Annotated in this window: 12 protein-coding genes; 4 read left to right on the top strand and 8 right to left on the bottom strand. The window is 44.5% G+C overall.

What is annotated here, in order from left to right; genetic code table 11:
* Positions 1-29 precede the first annotated feature (29 nt).
* On the top strand, positions 30-2,393 hold the full coding sequence (locus BV375_RS01005) for a CHASE2 domain-containing protein (protein WP_086756338.1): 2,364 nt from the start codon (positions 30-32) through the stop codon (positions 2,391-2,393).
* Positions 2,394-2,883: 490 nt separating this feature from the next.
* Positions 2,884-3,549: a DUF928 domain-containing protein gene (locus BV375_RS01000; RefSeq protein WP_208099026.1), complete on the top strand. Its 666-nt coding sequence runs from the start codon at positions 2,884-2,886 to the stop codon at positions 3,547-3,549.
* Here the strand turns inward: BV375_RS01000 and BV375_RS00995 are convergent, their stop codons facing one another.
* From BV375_RS00995 to BV375_RS00970, 6 genes are all read right to left on the bottom strand, one after another.
* The gene (locus BV375_RS00995) at positions 3,550-6,132 is read right to left on the bottom strand and encodes a CHAT domain-containing protein (protein WP_086756334.1); all 2,583 of its coding nucleotides are present in this window, start codon (positions 6,130-6,132) and stop codon (positions 3,550-3,552) included. It abuts the gene before it with no gap.
* A gap of 88 nt (positions 6,133-6,220) precedes the next feature.
* The gene (locus BV375_RS00990) at positions 6,221-8,815 is read right to left on the bottom strand and encodes an S-layer family protein (RefSeq protein ID WP_086756333.1); all 2,595 of its coding nucleotides are present in this window, start codon (positions 8,813-8,815) and stop codon (positions 6,221-6,223) included.
* 370 nt (positions 8,816-9,185) lie between these two features.
* Positions 9,186-9,965 (bottom strand): ABC transporter permease, encoded by a 780-nt coding sequence (locus BV375_RS00985; protein ID WP_243713802.1) that lies wholly within the window; start codon positions 9,963-9,965, stop codon positions 9,186-9,188.
* A gap of 190 nt (positions 9,966-10,155) precedes the next feature.
* Complete coding sequence (locus BV375_RS00980; RefSeq protein ID WP_166507341.1) at positions 10,156-11,103, bottom strand: ABC transporter permease; 948 nt, start codon at positions 11,101-11,103, stop codon at positions 10,156-10,158.
* Positions 11,093-12,616 (bottom strand): sugar ABC transporter ATP-binding protein, encoded by a 1,524-nt coding sequence (locus BV375_RS00975; RefSeq protein ID WP_243713800.1) that lies wholly within the window; start codon positions 12,614-12,616, stop codon positions 11,093-11,095. Before BV375_RS00975 ends, BV375_RS00980 begins: the two co-directional genes overlap by 11 nt.
* A gap of 233 nt (positions 12,617-12,849) precedes the next feature.
* Complete coding sequence (locus BV375_RS00970; RefSeq protein WP_086756324.1) at positions 12,850-13,851, bottom strand: ABC transporter substrate-binding protein; 1,002 nt, start codon at positions 13,849-13,851, stop codon at positions 12,850-12,852.
* A gap of 737 nt (positions 13,852-14,588) precedes the next feature.
* Between BV375_RS00970 and BV375_RS00960 the strand changes: the two genes are divergently transcribed.
* Both BV375_RS00960 and BV375_RS00955 read left to right on the top strand, forming a co-directional pair.
* Positions 14,589-16,652: a hypothetical protein gene (locus BV375_RS00960; protein ID WP_243713799.1), complete on the top strand. Its 2,064-nt coding sequence runs from the start codon at positions 14,589-14,591 to the stop codon at positions 16,650-16,652.
* 11 nt (positions 16,653-16,663) lie between these two features.
* Complete coding sequence (locus tag BV375_RS00955; protein WP_086756321.1) at positions 16,664-16,903, top strand: hypothetical protein; 240 nt, start codon at positions 16,664-16,666, stop codon at positions 16,901-16,903.
* Positions 16,904-17,196: 293 nt separating this feature from the next.
* On the opposite strand, the gene BV375_RS00950 is transcribed toward BV375_RS00955, so the two are convergent.
* Together BV375_RS00950 and BV375_RS37905 are read right to left on the bottom strand one after the other, a co-directional pair.
* The gene (locus tag BV375_RS00950; protein WP_086756319.1) at positions 17,197-17,376 is read right to left on the bottom strand and encodes a hypothetical protein; all 180 of its coding nucleotides are present in this window, start codon (positions 17,374-17,376) and stop codon (positions 17,197-17,199) included.
* 150 nt (positions 17,377-17,526) lie between these two features.
* Complete coding sequence (locus BV375_RS37905; protein ID WP_243713801.1) at positions 17,527-17,595, bottom strand: KAP family NTPase; 69 nt, start codon at positions 17,593-17,595, stop codon at positions 17,527-17,529.
* Positions 17,596-17,811: the final 216 nt, after the last annotated feature.

Raw genomic sequence — 17,811 nt, 5'->3', positions numbered from 1 at the left:
AGAAATGACAAATGACCAATGACTATTGAATGTACAAATATCAAGTTGGGGGAAGTCTACAAATTGATGCTCCTAGCTATGTACAGCGCCAAGCCGATCGCGATTTTTATGAGGCGCTCAAGGCTGGGGAATTTTGTTATGTTTTTAATTCGCGACAGATGGGTAAGTCTAGTCTGCGAGTGCAAACAATGCATAAACTGCAAGCTGAAGGTATTGCCTGTGGTGTAATTGATATTACGGCGATTGGGAGTCAGGATATCACTTCATCTGAGTGGTATTTAGGAGTGCTGCGGAGGCTGGCGCGTAGCTTCATTCCTAAATTTAAAATATTAAATTGGTGGAGCGATCGCACTGGACTTTCACCGCTAGAATGCTTGAGTGAGTTTATCGAGTCAGTGCTGCTGGTAGAAGTTTCTGAAAATATTGTGATTTTTGTAGACGAAATAGATAGCATTCTCAAATTAAACTTCAAGGATGATTTTTTAGCTTTAATTCGGGCTTGCTATAACAAACGCGCTGATAATTCAGATTACCAGCGCTTGACTTTTGCATTGCTAGGGGTAACAACTCCCTATGATTTAATTCAAGATAAACACCGGACGCCTTTTAACATTGGTCGAGCAATTGAACTCAACGGTTTTCAATGCGATGAAGCTCAACCATTAGCTGAGGGATTAGCGGGTAAATTTGTTAACCCTCAGATAGTTTTACGAGAAATATTAGCTTGGAGTGGCGGTCAACCTTTTTTGACTCAGAAGCTTTGCCAGTTAGCGATTGCATCTTCTTCTATCATTCCACGAGATGATGAAGCAGAATATGTTGAGAAAGTGGTACGTTCTCAAGTAATTGAAAATTGGGAATCTCAAGATGAACCGGAGCATCTGAGAACAATTCGCGATCGCCTTTTTTGTCGATGCGTTGATGCAAATGGCGTTTTGAGAAACGAACAGCGCATCAAGAAGTTACTAAAGCTTTATCAGCAAATTTTACAAATAGGTCAAATAACAGCAAATAATAGTCCTGAGCAAATGGAATTGCGGCTATCAGGATTAGTAGTTAAGCAACAGAGTTACTTAAAAGTTTATAACCGCATTTATGCCGCTGTTTTTAATCAAAATTGGCTGGATAAAGCGTTATCGGACTTACAATCAGTCGAGATATCACCTGTACCCAGGAAGCGCCGTTTTCAAACTGTGCTAATTTTAGCTGTGGTTGTCACAGCCTTAGTCATGGGCGTGCGACATCTGGGATTATTACAAGCTGCGGAGTTAAAAGCTTTCGACCAAATGCTGCGGTTGCGTCCTAGCGAACAACCAGATCCTAGGCTTTTAGTAGTTGCGATCGCAGAAGATGATTTTAAGCTACCAGAACAGCAAGATAGAAAAGGCTCGCTATCAGATCGCGCACTCGCTTTACTTGTACAGAAACTCGAAAAATTTCAACCACGAGCCATTGGTTTAGATATTTACCGCGATTTCGCTGTAGATCCCAAGGAAGCACCTCTAGCTGCTTGGATGCGGCGTAATGACAACTTCATTGCTATTTGCAAAGTTAGCGAACCTCAAATTAATGAACCAGGTGTTTCTCCTCCTCCAGAAATCCCTACAGCACGTCAAGGTTTTAGCGATTTTATCAAAGATAGCGATGGTATTCTCCGCCGCCATCTGATTGCGATGAAACCAGGCGAATCATCCCCTTGTACTACACCCTACGCCTTCAGTGCTCAATTAACATTTCGTTACTTAGAAAAACAGGGTATCTCTGCCAATTACACCAAAAACAACGAGTTACAAATTGGCAAAGTTGTATTTAAGCGATTGCGTTCACGAAGTGTCTCCTTTGGAGAATCGCACATGGGTGGTTATCAACAATTAGATGATCGGGGCTATCAAGTATTGTTGAATTACCGTTCTTTTAGCTCACCTTTAAAGGCTATAGAGCAAGTTACGTTAAAGGATGTGCTTAGAGGTGCGATCGCTCCCAATAAAGTAAAGAATCGTATCGTACTCATCGGCATTACTAACCAAAGTGCTGGCGATTATTTTCCCACGCCTTACACTAACGATCGAAAGCAAGAAATACCAGGAGTTATTATTCATGCTCAAATGGTAAGTCAAATTCTCAGTGCAGTTTTAGATGGGCGAACTCTCTTGTGGGTTTGGCCTGTTTGGGGCGAGGTTTTGTGGATATTTTTCTGGTCTATTTTTGGCGGGATAATAGCATGGCGCATTCGTAATTTCTTGCTATTAGTATTAGTAGGAATTACTGTAATTGTTGTTATATGTGCAATAAGTTTTATTATCCTCCTGAAAGGCATTTGGATACCGCTAATTCCTGCCGTAATAACGTTACTAGTTACAGGCACTAGTGTAGTAGTGATTCGTAATTCGTAATTAAGAAAGTGTAGATTCCGACAATAAGTTTCATGTATTTGATGAGAACAATAGCCTTCATGAGTTCGCTGGTTATATTGATCTAATAACTATAAAATTGAACAATTACCAATATAAGGATGTCAAAAATTGAAGATAAATTATTTGTAGAGAACACCAACAAGATAATTTAATATACCAAAAGATTTTGGATGCCGTGCCCCTACGAGTTATTAAATACGACTTTATTAATTTACTAATTATGAATTACAAATCACGAATTATATCATGTCCGCCAAATTGCTTACGATATGTCATTGCGAGCGCAACGCAGTGGAGCGTTCGCCGAAGGCGTTCTCGCAGAGTAGCAATCACAAGGACTCTGCGATTGCTTCACTTCGTACCCTTCGGGAACGCCAAGGGCGAACGCAATGACAAGTGTTTAACCGGACATGATATTACTATCAAACTTGCCTGCGCGTTTGCTTTCATATTGCTTTCCTCCACACAGATGGCAAAATCTCAGATTCCCGGAACGGAGATTTTTAACGCACCGCCGCCGCCACCTGATATTAACGCACCTGGTAATCGCACATCCGGAGGAAAGCGCGGCTGCGAGAGTATAGTTAAATCCCAAGAAAAGCTGCTGACAGCCTTAGTTCCTATTTATCAATCTCCCAATGCAGAACTAATCTTTGGATTAACAACTATATCTCATCCAACTTTCTGGTTTTACGTTCCTTATCAAACCACAGCTACCGCAGAGTTCGTACTACAGAATCAAGTGGGGCAAACTGTATACCAAAGTCCTGTTTCCTTGTCTGGGACACCAGGGATTGTCAGCCTCTCTCTACCATCAACAGCTGCTGCGTTAAAAATTGGCGATCGCTATCATTGGTACTTTAATATTTACTGCAATCCACAACAACCACCTGTTTTTGTTGATGGTTGGATCGCAAGAATCGAACCCAACACTGCTTTGAAAAGTCAGTTAGAAAAAGCAACATTAAAGCAGCGCGTTACTCTTTATGGTAATCATGGTATTTGGTACGATTTAGTGACTGCTTCAGCCGAACTGCATCGCCTCGACCCGAAACGTAATGATTGGGCTAACATCTTGCAATCTGTTGGTCTAAATGACATTGCTTCAGAACCGATAGTAGATTGCTGCCGATAGCTATAACCAATTCCCCACTAGGACGTAAGCTGCCCAAAATAAGGGATGTTGGTACTTAGGGTTGTTTAACAAAGCAAGCTGGGCTTGGCGGAGTGCTTCAGCTTTAGTCAGCTTTGTAGAAGTTAATTCTCGGTAGAACTGACTCATCAATTCTGCTGTAGATTTATCGTCCACATTCCATAAAGAAGCAAGGGTACTGCGTGCGCCCGCACGTACAGCTATCCCCGCCAGCCCCAAAGCAGCGCGTTTATCTCCAGCAGCAGTTTGACAGGCGCTAAGAACGAGTAATTCAATGGCATTTGGTCTTTCTGTCTCTCTAATCCGCAGTAAAGTATCGAGTTGATTGACGTTAATTCGACCATCCCAGGTGAGAATAAAAGTATCGTTAGCGTTGGAACTAAATTGACCGTGAGTTGCCAAATGTACTACAGGGAACGGAACAGAATTGATTTCTTGCTGAAAAGTTTGGCTGGTAAATTTTTGATTGAGCAGAACTTTAGTAGGCACTTCAGACTTAATTTGATTTAACTCCTGCGCCACATTGCTGAGGGCAGAAAAACCTTGGCGGGCTTCGGTAATTCCAGCAGTCAAAGCTTTGATTTGTTGTTGTGATAAAGCTTTGGGAGTTAATAACTGTAACCCTGGAGTTAAAGCGATCGCATATTTCTCGATCAGATACTTTTGACCGTCGTAAAGCGCAGCCATCGGAATGTTGCGCAAGGAACCATCCAGAACAAATACCAAAGTTTTGATTTGAGATTTAGCTAAGTATTCTTCCGCAGGTTGCAGTAGCCAATTATATACTTGCCTAGATAATGCCTGAGTTTCTTGCAGTGTATAAGGTTTGATCAGTTGTTGGCGCAATTGCTCTAGAATTTTTTCTACTTCACTCGCAGCGATGTTGGTTTTGTAATGGCGTAGCGGTTGTTGAGGTAACTTGAGAATAACTTCTAGTTTATCGTCCAAGATAATGGGATAGATAACTGCCGCAGTTGGATCTTGGCGATCGATAACAGAGTCAATTTGTATGGGTCTTCCCTCTAAGCAAGCTACGCGAAAGAAGTTGTCGAGTTCCGCTAGTTGTAGGGATTCAATCACAGCACGGGCTTGAACTAAGTTATCTTGACTCGGTTGGGAGTCGCCAGGCGATCGTAACAGCAAATTGACTAACTGACGATAGATAGGCTCTACTTCATCTCGAAAAGAAAACTGTACCTCTGGATTAACTGCAACTAAATCGTTGCGGAGAGATTGCAGGATTTTAACTGATTCGCTATAAGCGGCAATTGCACCTTTAAAATCTCCCTTAGCTTTGAGCAAGCGTCCTAACTGCCATTGCCAACGATAGGTAATATCAGGCACATTGATGGCTTGAGAAATCGCTAAGGCTTGCTGGGTAAGTTCTTGGGCGCTATCAAATTGTTGCGTCTGTTCATATAATGCTGCGAGATTTCCTAAAGCATAAGCAATTGAGCGTTGGTCTTGTAAATCTCTTGCTTGTTGAACTGCTGTCGCTAAAAGCTGGGCTATCTCTGTGACTTCTTGCCCTGTTTTGAGTTTCATTAAACTCTGAGCAAAGTTAATCCGAGCGTAAACCGCCTTGCGACTGACAGGTAAATTAGGAATTTGAGCTTGGATTTTAGACACCAATGCTTGAGCAGCATTGAGTTGATTGTCATCCAATAACAGGTGCAGTTGATTTAAATCGGCTTGGATGCGTGTAGTTGGCGAAGTAGACCTAGCAGCCGCTTGTTGATAATAATTGATCGCTGCGGGGATATCCTGCTGGGCTGTGGCGGTGTTACCTAAACTCAGCCAAGTTTCACTGATAGCTTGAGAAGATTGCAATTGCATTCGCGTTGCTACTTCTAAACTCTGGTGTAAAATCTTTCGTGATTGTTCTAAATCCCCCACGACTCGCAGTACATTACCCAGACTACGCAATCCTGTAGCTTTGAGCGTTGAGTCTGGTTGGTTTTGCAGAGTTTGATTAATTTCAGTTAATGTTTTCTGGGCTTGACGATAATTTCCCAAACTTTGTAGAGCTTGAGCAGCGTTAATTTGACTGCGAATTGACCCAGTGCGATCGCCTATTTTTGCATAAATTGCAGCTGCCTGTTGCCAGGTATTGAAAGCTGATTCAGCTTTTCCCTGTGCTAACTCTAGCCGACCTTGAATATCTAAAGCTTGGGCTAAGATTTGCGTTTGGGAATTTTCTCCAGTCTGTAATAAGTTTAGGCTTTGGGCGATCGCTTGACTCGCTTTTGTCCACTGTCCTAATTGCTGGTAAGTCAAGGAAAGATTGCTCAAGATTATGGCTTGCTTGAGTTTATCTCCTTGAGTTTTCAAAGCAATTAATGCTTGTTCAAAAACTAAAGATGCTCGCTCGAACTGTTCTGCTTCATATAAGTTTCTGCCCTGTTGCAATAACTCTTGGGCAGAGTTTTCCGCAGTCATGAAGGCGAAGCTGGGCGGTAATAAGCTTATGGTTAAAAACGTAGCTAAAAGTATCAGTATTACATAACGATGCGCTTCTACGTGTAAACGGCGGACTCTACGGAAACACGAACGTTTTCTTTTCATGTTCTTGTCCTCAATGCGTAGACGCGTTCGCGTAGCGTCTCGTAGAGAAGCGGCTTGTCGTAGACATCGCTTTATACCAACCATGCAACTACTTATGCCACACATGGCATGATTCTGAAGTTAACCCCGAATGATTGGGTGTAGCAGTGAGCAGCACTTGACCATTCTTACTCATGACCAATCCTTGCGCTTCTACAATAGGAGCAGGTGCGATCGCGGAAACAGTTGCACTAGAGTGATTTGCCTTCGGGTCGAGAGTAACTAAATTTACCTCAATGGCATCATCGTTTAGCATCTCGTTGGGACTTTCTGATAACCCGCCCCGTCCTGTCACCACAAAACTACTAATTTGTTCGCCTCTGGGAGTACAGCCTTGAGCAATCTGCTCTTGAGCGTCAACTATATTGATCGGCAGTTCCACTAATCCTTTGCTTGGGTCAACATCGGGTGTATTAAGTTCTACATTGCCACTAAACTCCGGACTTACCCCTGTAGCGGTGATGTCACTTGTGCGATCGGATAGCATATCGCGGAATTGAGTTCCAAAAATTCCTTGGGCATTAATTCTCACATTCCCGCCACGGAAGTTAGCAGAATTAGCGCTGATATCGCTATTTTCAAAAGCAACCAGGAAATTAGTGTCAATATTGATATTGCCGCCGATAACATTTTCTCCAGTAGCATTAGTTCTGATATTGCTATTGCGACTCACTATTACAAGTGGTGAGTTAATGTTAATTGTCGCCTGCTCAGAGTCGGGTTCCATTTTGACGCTGCGTGTATTAGCAGTTAGTAAGGCATTTTTGTCTAAACGGATAGAACGTGCATTTACTGTCATATTACCTGCGGTTCCTGTGCCGGAACTCTGTACAGATACTCTAGCTCCATCTCGCACTAGTAAGGTATTAGTTTTAATAGTTAAATCTCCCGCGTTCCCTGTTGAGTTGGGCTGTGCAGTAGCATACAAGCCACTGGCAAACTGACCATCTGTGCTTCTGCCAATCAGCTGCACATCAAAAGCATTAACGGTTAAATTTCCCCCTTTACCTGCACCGAATGTACTGGTAATGACCTGTGCCCCACCTTGAATGAGCAACTGACCAGTGCTAATAGTCAAATTCCCGCCCTGACCTGTAAGCAGTGTACCAGTAGTAACCGTTGCTCTATCTTGAATAATTACTCTGTCTGTGTTGATAGTTACATCACCCGCCTTGCCCGGCCCAAGTGTGGAAGCGCTAATCCGTGCCCCTTTCTGGATTAATAACTCAGGAGTATTAATCGTTAGGTCGCCTGCATCCCCTGTTGAGCCACGTGCTGCACTACTAAACAAACCAGTGTTACCTGAAATTTCTACAAAATCTGTAGCGTTTACTGTCAAGTTCCCTGCCTTCCCCTCACCAAAAGTTGCAGTAGTAATTTCTGCTCCACTTTCTAAGACGCGTAAATGCTGAGTATTAATTGTCAAATTTCCTGCATTCCCACTTCCTGACTCAACTGTAGTGAATAAATCGCTACTAATCACTTGCACAGAATTTTCAGCATTAATCGTTAAATTCCCACCTCTACCCGCACCTAATGTACTAACAGCAACTTGCGTTCCATCCTCCATTAGGAAGTGAGGGGTATTGACGATTAAATTCCCTCCCTTTCCTTGAGCTTGTTCTTGCACGTTATTGAAGACAAAGCTGCCTTCTCCTGCAACTTTGATTTCTCTTGTGGCATTGAGCGTAATATCTCCGGCAACAGAGTTAACAGATCCCAAACCTTTGCCAATACCAGCGCTGAGAAAACTTCCTGCCGTAATCTCTATATTTCGGGCATTGACTGTAATACTACCAGCATCACCAGCTTCTACGCTGACACCAGCACCGTTAGTTAAAGATATATCTGCTGGCGTAACATTCTCAGGAAAGTCCAAGCTTAAATTGTCGCCATCCACTTCTAGGGATACAGTTCCACTGGCAGACAATCCTCCTAACTCGACTCGACCACCATAAGCATTGAGTTTACCGCCATCCATGCTGACATTCCTGCCTACTAGTAGCAAACTGTTACCATCTACAACACGCAGACCAAAGGAATTTTCGCCTGCTGGAGTTAGCCCGGCGGGAGAAGTTGAGTTATTTTGAATGGATGCAGCAATTTGGTTGAAGAGTAAAGCCGAAGGATTGATTGTCAGCAAAGACGAGGGTGATTCTAAATTGTCAGCACTGAAAATACCTTGGGTTCCAAATTGTAGGGCATTGGCAGTAGTGGCAACAAACGAACCTCCAATATCTAAACTGGCGTTTTGCCCAAAAATAATTCCATTCGGATTGATGAAAAACAGATTAGCTGCGCCGTTGGCTCGAATCAATCCATCAATATTAGAGGTAGATGAACCTGTAACTCGGCTAAAGATGTTCTGAATATCCGCCGCATTATTAAAGAAAGCTGTACGTCCTGTTTGGACGGAAAATTGCTCAAAGCTATGAAATAAATTTGCGCCTCGCGTCGCGCCACCCGAAATCACATCAACGGAAGGATCGGGAGTTTGAGGCGTAACTACAGAACTTTCAGATCCCAAAGTGCGATCGGGTACAATCTGAGCTAGTGCAGCATTACATGAAGCGATCGCTCCACCCATTGCCAAGCAACTTGCTAAGTAATATTTCCATTTGCAGCTGCGATCGCTTGTAGCCATTTGAGAAATTACGCCTAATATCAATTATACCAATTTGAAAAATAATAGCGACAGATGGAAATCTAAAACGCTTATCCAATAGATGTTTCACAATCACGCCACTTGCTACAACGCGGCGGCACTTCCTACCCTGCGGGAAGCCACCCTCCGGGTGTCTACAAGTCGGCGGAGCCGCCCAACGGAGTGCCTTGGGAACCCGCGCAACGCAGTGGCTCCAAAATCTGTCTTGAAAAGTTTGCTCAAGTCGGGAAACCCTTTCGGCAATTGCTCATGGGGGACTCGGGGTCCCCTCTGGGGATTGGGGGCGAACCCCCAAGACCGCATTGCCTCACCACGCAACGCCAGTTGCTTTAAGCCGGGAAGAAATCCCTTAAGCCCTCTGTGCGATGCGCTGCTGGAAGATGACAACCAGAAGCAGGAAACCGCCCCGAAGGACAAGCTGCCACCACGGGGTAATAGTTCCCTCAAGATTCAGCAAGTTGTACATCATTCCGAGCAAAAGCACACCAGCAAGCGTCGGAAACACGTTTCCCTGTCCCCCACCAAGAAACGTTCCTCCCATGACAGCCGCAGCGATCGCATCGGTTTCCCAGCCAAAGGCGGCCACAGGTTGACCCGCCCCTAAACGACCTGCGAGAATCACACCAGCCAGCCCAGAAAGCAGACCGCTAATTGTGTAGACTGCAAGTTTTACCCGATCTGGACTCACGCCCATGAGTCGGGAGGACTCTTCGTTGTCACCAACAGCGAATATGTGCAAGCCTAATAAACTTTTGTGCAGCATAAACCAAGTTGCATAATATAACAGCGCAACTAAAAGCACTGGGACAGGAACCGGGCCAATGAACCCCCTACCCAGCCAAACCAGCCCTGATACTGTCGATGATACTGCAATCGACCTCTCCCCGGTGATGCTCAATGCCAGTCCCCGCGCCGCACTTGCGGTGAATAACGTCACCACAAACGGCTGGATTCTGGCGCGGGACACGAGAAGACCATTAACGACACCGAGTAAGGTGGTGCTGGCAATACCGCCGACGATTGCTATAATGCTTCCTTGTCCCGCCAGCATGGCAGCAACGACACCGCCTAAAGCCACCAGCCCACCTACAGATAAATCGATTCCTCCACTCAAAATCACAACCGTCATGCCCAGCGCCACGATCGCCAGCATACTGTTCTGCCGCATAATGTTCATCAGGTTAAGCGGTGTCAGAAAGGTTTCATAACGCAAGGATGCAAACAGAGCTAAACAAAAAAGCAACAGTAGCGCGCCCTGGGAGGTAAGTACTCTCGCCACGCGCGTACCGATAAGGGCAATCCTGGTGGCAGCCATCCCGTTAGACCTCCCTTGGGCGCTGTAGAACAACAGCAAAAAGAATAATTACAGATTTCAAAACTAATGACCAGGTGAAGGGAATTAACAGCATATTGAAACTGGTAGAAATTACCTGCATAATTAAGGCTCCGACAACAGTTCCCAGCACATTTGCACGACCACCAGAGAAGGGTGTACCACCAACAACCACAGCCGCGATCGCATCGAATTCGGCGTTGACACCAATTTTGCTCGGATCGCCCATCGCCAGCCTTGCTGTCTCGATCAGTCCAGCTAACCCAGCCAGTAGAGCGCTAATGATATAGACGATAGATTTCACACGCTCCGCACGAATACCCGCCAACCGTGCAGCCTGTTCGTTGCCACCAACTGCAACGATATAACGCCCAAAAATTGTCGAGCGGATACAGAAGAATGCGGCTGCAATTACAACTGTGGCGATCGCAACCTGAATGGGAATAGGGCCGATATAACCCTTACCCAAGGCTTCAAAGGTGGGATGGGCAAAGGGAACAATCTCGCCATCCCCGATTACCTGAGCAATTCCTCGCCACACAATCAAAGCCGCCAAGGTGGTAATTAAAGGCTCAAGTTTCAGTCGGGCGATCAGATAGCTGTTGAGAATACCAATTAACAGGGCACTTCCTAAAGCAGCTATAAGAGCGATCGCCATGCCATACTTAATCAGCAATGCCACAATAATTGAAACCAATGCCATAGTGGAACCAACCGTGAGGTCAATACCCCGTGAAGCAATGACAAACGTCATCCCAACGGCAACGATCATTGTCGTAGACACCTGAAGCAACATATTTAAGGTGTTGCTAAAGGTAGCGAAACGCGGAGTAAACAAGGCGTTCGCAACATAAAGAATCAGGAGCGCCGCAGGTGCGCCGAAGTTTGGGTTCCACAGAGTTCCCCAAGATAAACCGAGCTTCTTAATATTCATTTGCGTCTTGCTCTTCCTTGGCATCTGCACCTTCCGCCATAGCGTGCAGAATTGCTTTGATGTTCTTCTGCTCGCCACTGAGTTCTGCAACTGACTGCCCATCACGCAGAACCACGACACGTTGTGAGCCTTCAACGAGTTCTTCCACTTCCGAGGAAATCATCAGCACTCCCAGCCCTTGCTCTGCGAGTTCAGCAATTAGTCGCTGAATCTCGCTTTTTGCCCCAACGTCAATACCGCGGGTCGGTTCATCGAGGAGAAGCAGTTTCGTATTCTTGCACAGCCATCGCGCCAGAAGCACCTTCTGCTGATTACCCCCCGATAGTTCGTGAATCTTCTGCTCGGCGCTGGCAGCTTTGATACCAAGACGCTGCATAAAACGGTTGACGAGTTCGCCTTGTCGTTTTTTGGAAACGATACCCCATCGCGTCAAGGATGGTAGAGCAGCGAGTGTGAGGTTTTCGCGCACCGAAAGTTCAGGAATGATACCATCAGCCTTACGGTCTTCGGAAAGGAAAGCCATTCCTGCGTTGATGGCATCATGGGGACTATGCACTTTTAGAAGGCTACCTTCGAGTTTTACAGTTCCAGCGTCGAGTGGTTCAGCGCCAAATACAGCACGCGCCGTTTCGCTGCGACCAGAACCGAGCAAACCCGCCAGCCCAACGATTTCACCATGTCGCACTTCAATTGAGACACCAGCGAGTCGGTTTTGATATTTCAGGGCTTCCGCCTGGAGTAGCACTGGCTGACCTGCGGCGTTTTGCGATCGCTCTGCAAACGCCGTGACTCCTTTGCTCACCTCATCAGGCTGGCGACCCAGCATATAACAGACGAGATCCAGACGATTGAGGGTGGTTAGCGGCTGCGTTACGATGTTGCGTCCATCACGCAAAACCGTCACGTGATCGCACACGGCATAAAGTTCTTCAAAACGGTGGCTGACGTAGACGATGGCTGTTCCTTCCAACTTCAGACGACGCATAACGTTAAATAGAACAGCAACCTCAGTTTCCGTTAGCGAACTCGTCGGTTCATCGAGAATCAGCACCCGCGCCCCAAAAGATATAGCACGGGCGATCGCCACCATCTGCCGATGCGCAATATTAAGCGAACTCACAAGCGATCGCGGATCGATATCTAACCCCAAGCGCTCTAAAATCTCGGTCGCAAGAGCGTTCATGCACTGTCTGTCAACGATGCCAAAGCGATGCGGCTCTCTACCGAGAAAAATATTTTCGGCAACGGTGCGGAAACCCACAAGCTGAATCTCTTGGTAAACGGCTACAATGCCTACTGCCTGAGCTTCGGTCGGGTTCTGGAATGCAACAGAATTATTTTCATAGTCTATAACGCCTGAGTCCCGCCGATAAGCTCCCGTCATAATCTTGATTAGCGTTGATTTGCCAGCACCGTTTTCACCAACCAGCGCATGGATTTCCCCAGCCTTTAGTTCAAAATCAACGCCCCAGAGCGCTGGCACACCGGAAAAACTTTTCTTAATGTCCGTCATGTGGAGGACAGTTCGAGTACCCTGATTCATCGGCTTTATACCAATTGTTGAAAATTTCGCCAGAGATTCAAACTCTAAAACCTAGATTCTGTAAGACTTCACTAATTGCATCCAACAATGTACTTTACGTAAATACGCTTGAAACCCTTACAAATGACAAATGACTAATGACTGCCCTCTCCTATCGGAGACGCTACGCGAACACCAGCTATCTTTAAATTGCATCGCTCTACTTAATATGCTTCATTCACAAAATCCTTGGCATTTGTTGCGTCAAAAAGTCTGTCCTTGAGAATGATTCGCGGTGGAATTTTTTCACCAGCAACATACTTCTCCAGCGTAGCGAAAACAAGCGGGCCAAAACGCGGGTTTGACTCGACGCTCACACCAAGCTCACCCCGGATAATCGCTTCCAGCGCAGTTTTCTGACCGTCAATTGAACCGATGATGACATCCTTACCCGGCTTCATACCTGCGGACTTGATAGCTTGGATTGCACCCAATGCCATTTCGTCATTGTGAGCATACACTGCGGTAATCTCAGAACCCTTAGCTTGAATGATGTTTTCCATAACACGCTGGGCCGCAGCCCGGGAAAAATCTGCTGTCTGCGAGGCGATAATCTTCATGTTGGGATAATTGGCGATCGCATTACGAAACCCCTTAGCCCGCTCAATTGCAACCGATGAACCTGCCGTTCCTGTAAGTTCCACAATAGCTGCCTTACCATCGGTCGCCTTGGCGAGCCATTCGCCAACACGGCGGCCTTGGGCGATAAAATCCGACCCCAGAAAACTTACGAAGTCCTCGCCTGGTTTTCCCGCAGCTTCACGATCAATGAGAAACACCGGAATTTTTGCGGCTCTCGCAGCCTCCAACGCTGGTGTGAGGCCTTCATACTCCCGTGGTACGAGGAATATGGCATCAACTTGTCGTGCAATCAAATCCTCAATGTCAGAAAACTGCTTCGATGTCTGCCCTTGCGCGTCCGTCATCAAGAAGTCGTAAGTTTCCTGACGCTTGGCGGCTTCAGCCTTGATACTATTCGTTTCCGCAACGCGCCACGGGCCGATGTTCTCGGTTTGCGAAAATCCGACAATCTTTTTCGTTTTCTCACGTACGCAGCCAACTAGCGATAAAGCCGCTATGGTAATCGCAACATAGACGCTAAATACTAAAAACCTTGACATATAAACTCGGAAAGTTGAATATCCGAAACAGGTGTCATTTTTCATCACCTCAAAAGAATATTTTTAATCCTTGAAATCGTGAAAACCAATATTAATTCTGATTCTTTAAGTATATTGATAATTTACCTAAATACTAGGCAAAAACAAGCCCTAAAAATACATTTATCTTCTTATTCTTGAGTTTGCTATTTCAAATTTACAGCAGAATACAAACCTTTTATATTAAGCAGGCTTGATGTGTAGATTACATATCAGCTTAATAAAGGTATAAGTATAATTAAATCTCAACGATAATAATAATTCACTAGTTTCAGCCGTTAATTATATAAATTTAGGATTTCAGATCATCCCCTGAACAATAGCAATAGCAAAAGTGATATTAGACAGCTAAGGGCAAGCTCAGGTAGCTGAGTGCAGAATTAAGTAGTAATAAATGGCGATCGAACTAAGATTAGATGTTTTTTCAGCGAAATCATTCCCTGATTAAGGATGAAATCGGCTATAAGGATGAGGTTTTTAATTTAATGCTCCGCTTAAATGTGACTTGTATCAAGTTGAGAAGGCAGGAGGCAGGAGGCAAAAGGGAAACCTTATAAATAAATTTACGAGATTCAATAGGGACGTAGTATTTCTTGCGCCTACTCGATGGAATATATATTTTTTCTTTTTTCATAAATAAATTTATTTGCTCTAAACCCTTTTGGCACAGAGCAAAAATTATATTTTCTTCCTTCTGCCCTCTGCCTTTCTTCGGTAAGTGTTTCATCTGTAACATCGAAATTATGAAAACTGACCCAGGTATCAGTAAAGATGTCAATATTCCTAAAATAGAACCTCAAAAAAATAGATGGCGAACTATTGGCATATTATTATTTTTAGTGGTTATTGTGAGTTTTTTCGCTTACAGGCTAGAAATTGTTTTAGGTAAAACTCCTAGTCTAGATAAAACTTTTACACCTGTGACACAGGCGGCGCCTCAAGAAGTTGGTGATTATGATATTTTGGGATACGCGATTAACAAAGAAGAGGCAACACGCTTACTAGAAACAGAAGCAGGGCGCAAACAACTGTCAAGAGAAAATGGGGCGTTTGCTGTGACTGAGGAAACTTTAAAGCTAGGACGGGATGCTTTTTACTCAGACACTTTTGGTAATGAAATTTTTCAAACTGATGTTGTGGGAGCATTGAACGGCCCGATTAATCTGGTCACCGTGGGTCAGGCGATCGCAAAACTTGGTGGTAAGCATACAACTAACCTCCAAATTCCCATCAATGAAGATGTGACCATTGGTGGACGCACTTTTAAAGCTGGCACATTGTTAAATACAGGCTTAGACGTACCCGCCAATTCGGTTGTACCACTGGGTATGCGTGCCAGCTTCACTAAAGGTAAGCTGAGATTTGGGATTACCTGCGCTTTATGTCACGCTACAGTTGATGATAAAACCGGACGCATCCTCGAAGGCGCACCAAACAATGACGTGAATACAGGTTTAGTTCTGGCATTTGCAACTAATTCCGCAGCCATGTTTCGCCAAACAGATGTTAATCCTACCCAATTTCCATTGAGAGAACATAGTTATATCAACGCTGATGGTGCAGAGTCGCGCTTACCAGATGCCAAAGCTTTGGAGGATGCTGTTGATGCCAAATTACTAACTTGGCCGCCAGGAAACTTTGATTCTACTGGCACTCTAGTAAATAATCCCTCACAAATTCCTTCATCTTATACTTTTGATGCTTGGCCTTATGGTTGGAGTGGTCATTCAGCAATCGGTTGGTTTCATGGTTTGACTACCTTAAATAGCAACGTCCACGCCACTAATTCAGATGGGACAAATGGCGCTGATGGGAGTCAAGCTTTATTGGGAATTGATAAAGAAACTTATTTAGGTGTAATTCTGCAAAATGCCGCAAACCCAGATTTTAGGTTGCCTGAAGGTGCAAAACCATCAGAATTTTTCGATAAAATCGACCCCACACCTGGAGAACCTGCAATTAATGAAGTGATTCGGATGCCTGGATATCCCAAAGGTTCGCCGTTTATGTTGGATGGATTAATGGCATCTTCTCCTGGTTTACCTGTTGGCGAACAACTCAATGGAATGTCTGCTTGGCAGAATACTCTAGCACCACCACCCATTCAAGTGAGTGATGTAACTTCTTTAGAAAAAGGTGCGGCTGTATTTACTCGCGCTGGCTGCATTGAGTGTCATAGTGGACGCTACTTTACTAATCATGATGTGATTGCTCAAAACGAGATTGGGACTCAACCATCACGTGCTCCCACACTAGCAGCATTTGCAAATAACTTCACTACACCTCAAACCTACCCCAATAGCATCTCTGTTCCCTTACCACCTAACCCTCCGGTGTTAGAAGTTCCTACAGATATTACGCCGCTAAAAGCACAACAGTTAGCTTTTGCTATTAACAATCCCGCAGGTGGTTATAAAGTACCAAGCTTGATTGGGTTATATCTAACTGCACCTTATTTACATGATGGTGGCGTGGCTGCTAGTGCCTCAGCACTCAAGCAAGATGAACAGGACGGACATTTTGTAGTAGCAAATCCTGAACAGATTGGTATGGCGGGTACATTAATGCAAAATATTTTACCCAATCCAGAAGCAAGCTTACGTGTGTTAGTTGACCGCAATCTTCGGGAAGCGACAGTTGCAGCAAACCAAGCTCATCCAGATTTGAAAAAATCAAATGTAGACGGTAGTGGACACGCTTATTGGGTAGATACAAAAGCTGGCTTTACCACTGAAGAACAGACAGATTTAATTCAATTTCTCTTAAGTTTAGACGATCAGCCAGAAGTTTTACCCAGTTCACGTTAAATCAAACAGACATGGAAAGAGAAGTTAAAGATACCGATGGCATTACATGGAGCTGTCTGCAAGCATTTTCCGGACTATCTGATAATTCGGAAGCTCAAGATGCAGCTCAAGTTAAAGGAGAACCAGATACTTACTGGGTTGTCTGCACTCCTAGCGGCGGCGCACAGTCTGTGCGGCTGAAGTTACAAGGCGACTGGGAAAAAGAATACTCTGATGAGGCGTTACTCCAGGAAATTAAAACCCACCAATAATTAACTTTGGGTCTCTTTCTTGCCCATCCGTAATTTTTTCGGACGGGCAAGATGCTCATCCTGTAAGCATATTCAAGCCATTCCTACACCTGAATCGCGAATTAAGCCGCTTAGTAGATCGTTACCACCGATAGTGATGAGTGCAATCGCTCTTCCTTCCACTCGCAATCCTTGCGCCTGAGATGGCAGACCCTCAACCGTTGCGCCATAATGGGCACGATGCTCAAGGCGAGCAGCCCCGCGTGATTTGAGATCCTGTCCTTGAAATTCAGGAAATAGGCGATCTTTACTTGTTATAACTTCTCACCTTTAATTGGCTCAGATATCAACTCCTGAATTACTTGTGCAAATGCTTTAACCCAAATATCAGCTAGCACTAACTGATAGTCAAAGCTAGCCTTAGATAAGTTTATCCAAGCATTAATACTTTTAAATAGTTGATTCAGAGAATTGGTAGATTCTTGCTGTGCCACTATCAATTACTTCCTATTCTTTATTCTGAAAATCGTGTTTTACATCAAATTTGGCAATAGTTTCTTCCAATTCTTTAAGGTGTTTTGGGTTCACTAGCCATCGCTCTACCAAATTAGATTTATGTAGCTCATATCTACTTTTTTGCTGTTTTAGAAATGAACTAAAAAGTTCGATAGTGTGGATTTGCCAGAGTTCCACGAGCCGTAAACTGCAATCACAAAACCTTCAGAAAGGTCATTTTGCAAATGGATACTTAGCGAAGCTGGCGTGTCCTAGCAAGTCTTTTTCAGAAGCAACTAGAGAGATATGTGCCGATATATCGTTAATTTCTGCCTGTCGCATAAAAAATTTTCTTACTCATAGTGCGATCGCATCCCAGTAATACCAATTCACTAAAACTGTGATACAGATAAAGAAGGAATAAATATCAACGA

The organism is Nostoc sp. 106C, from assembly GCF_002154725.1.
Classification (GTDB): Bacteria; Cyanobacteriota; Cyanobacteriia; order Cyanobacteriales; family Nostocaceae; genus Aulosira.
The sequence above is the reverse complement of the archived record's forward strand: the minus strand, read 5'-3'. Positions and strand labels throughout refer to the sequence as shown.

Coding starts and splice junctions, on each gene's coding strand:
- BV375_RS00990 (WP_086756333.1), bottom strand. CDS start 8,815: ATGGCTACAAGCGATCGCAGCTGCAAATGGAAATATTACTTAGCAAGT.
- BV375_RS00970 (WP_086756324.1), bottom strand. CDS start 13,851: ATGAAAAATGACACCTGTTTCGGATATTCAACTTTCCGAGTTTATATG.
- BV375_RS01000 (WP_208099026.1), top strand. CDS start 2,884: ATGGCAAAATCTCAGATTCCCGGAACGGAGATTTTTAACGCACCGCCG.
- BV375_RS00985 (WP_243713802.1), bottom strand. CDS start 9,965: ATGACGGTTGTGATTTTGAGTGGAGGAATCGATTTATCTGTAGGTGGG.
- BV375_RS00975 (WP_243713800.1), bottom strand. CDS start 12,616: ATGACGGACATTAAGAAAAGTTTTTCCGGTGTGCCAGCGCTCTGGGGC.
- BV375_RS00955 (WP_086756321.1), top strand. CDS start 16,664: ATGGAAAGAGAAGTTAAAGATACCGATGGCATTACATGGAGCTGTCTG.
- BV375_RS01005 (WP_086756338.1), top strand. CDS start 30: ATGTACAAATATCAAGTTGGGGGAAGTCTACAAATTGATGCTCCTAGC.
- BV375_RS00960 (WP_243713799.1), top strand. CDS start 14,589: ATGAAAACTGACCCAGGTATCAGTAAAGATGTCAATATTCCTAAAATA.
- BV375_RS00995 (WP_086756334.1), bottom strand. CDS start 6,132: ATGAAAAGAAAACGTTCGTGTTTCCGTAGAGTCCGCCGTTTACACGTA.
- BV375_RS00980 (WP_166507341.1), bottom strand. CDS start 11,103: ATGAATATTAAGAAGCTCGGTTTATCTTGGGGAACTCTGTGGAACCCA.